This window comes from Sphingobacterium sp. 1.A.4 (assembly GCF_002734245.1).
Lineage (GTDB): Bacteria > Bacteroidota > Bacteroidia > Sphingobacteriales > Sphingobacteriaceae > Sphingobacterium > Sphingobacterium tenebrionis.
Genome location: NZ_PEAZ01000119.1, coordinates 1 through 1,361, shown reverse-complemented (window position 1 = coordinate 1,361; position 1,361 = coordinate 1). Strand labels below are relative to the sequence as shown.

The following is a 1,361-nucleotide window of genomic DNA, read 5'->3' as shown; positions in this document are numbered from 1 at the left end:
CAGTAGCGTCCTAAACGATGGAAAAAATGGCGGTGGATTTATATAGCAGGGAATGCTATATTTATTTCGCTAAAAAAACCTCCATCGCCATGGTAAATATAAACGTATTTTCCCAGATTTTGGGTCTAATCGATCGAGACATTTTTGGCAGATTGGTTCAACAATACCAATCCGACAAGCATCATAAGGGCATCAACAGCTGGACACATTTTGTGAGCATGCTATTCTGCCATTTATCCTCTGCGGATTCGGTTCGGGACATTTCTAATGGACTCCGCAGCACTACTGGCAACATGAGCCATATGGGTATCTCCAGAACGCCGAGCAAGTCCAACCTTTCCTATATGAACGCTCATCGGGACCACGGTCTTTTCAGGGATCTGTATTATAAGCTTTTGGATCACCTATGGCAACATCATCCTCATAAAAGGACGGAATTGCGAAGATTACAACGTAAGGTGTTTTTGATGGATGCTACCATCATTCCATTGTGCTTAAGCGTATTTGACTGGGCCAAGTTCCGTAGTGCCAAGGGAGCGGTGAAGCTACACACCGTATTGGATTACGATGGCTGCATGCCGAGTTTCGTCCATATTACCGATGGCAAACAGCATGAATCCAAAATTGCTAAGTCGATGTCATTTCCCAAAGGTTGCGTGGTTGTTGTAGACCGGGGCTATGTGGATTATGCTTGGATGAACGTTTTGGACAGCACCGGCTGTTTCTTTGTTACCCGGGCGAAATCCAACATGAAATATACCCTAGTGAAAACGGTAAAGGGTGAAGAGCTTCGTGCTGGCGGGATCCTTGAAGATCAGCTTGTTGAGCTTGGCGGACTTGCCAATCAAAGGTATGCAGGAAAGAAGATGCGTTTGGTTCGCGTTTGGGACAGCACCAAAAACGTGGAATACGAGTTCATGACCAATAATTTCTCCTGGAAACCAGCCACCGTAGCAGCGCTCTATAAAGAACGTTGGGAGATTGAAACCTTCTTCAAGCACCTCAAACAACGGCTTAAGGTAACCAGTTTTGTGGGAACATCTGAAAATGCAGTGTACATTCAAATATGGACTGCACTTATCGGGATCCTGCTCTTTAAGTACATTCAGAAGAAAGCAAAGTACGACTGGAACCTCTCGAATCTGGTCAACTTTATCAGGCTGAACATATTCGTGAAAATTGATCTGTGGAAATGGGCGGATGATCCGTTCATTTCAGGAAAACCTCCCGATAAAAAAGGACAATATGTGCTCTTTTAGTAACACACATAGGATACCTTTCCAGTAATTAACCAAATTCTTCAATTGAACACAAATGGAGAAGGATTTTTTATGCCAAAAAATTTATTTAGGACAGTACTG

1 protein-coding gene is annotated in these 1,361 nt (G+C 43.4%); it reads left to right on the top strand.

Annotation, left to right across the window (positions count from 1 at the left end):
• Positions 1-89 precede the first annotated feature (89 nt).
• Complete coding sequence (locus tag CRJ00_RS18050) at positions 90-1,259, top strand: IS4 family transposase (protein ID WP_099368125.1); 1,170 nt, start codon at positions 90-92, stop codon at positions 1,257-1,259.
• Positions 1,260-1,361: the final 102 nt, after the last annotated feature.

Bases quoted from the DNA above. Each gene is read 5' to 3' on its own strand.
- CRJ00_RS18050 (WP_099368125.1), top strand. From the start codon at position 90: ATGGTAAATATAAACGTATTTTCCCAGATTTTGGGTCTAATCGATCGA.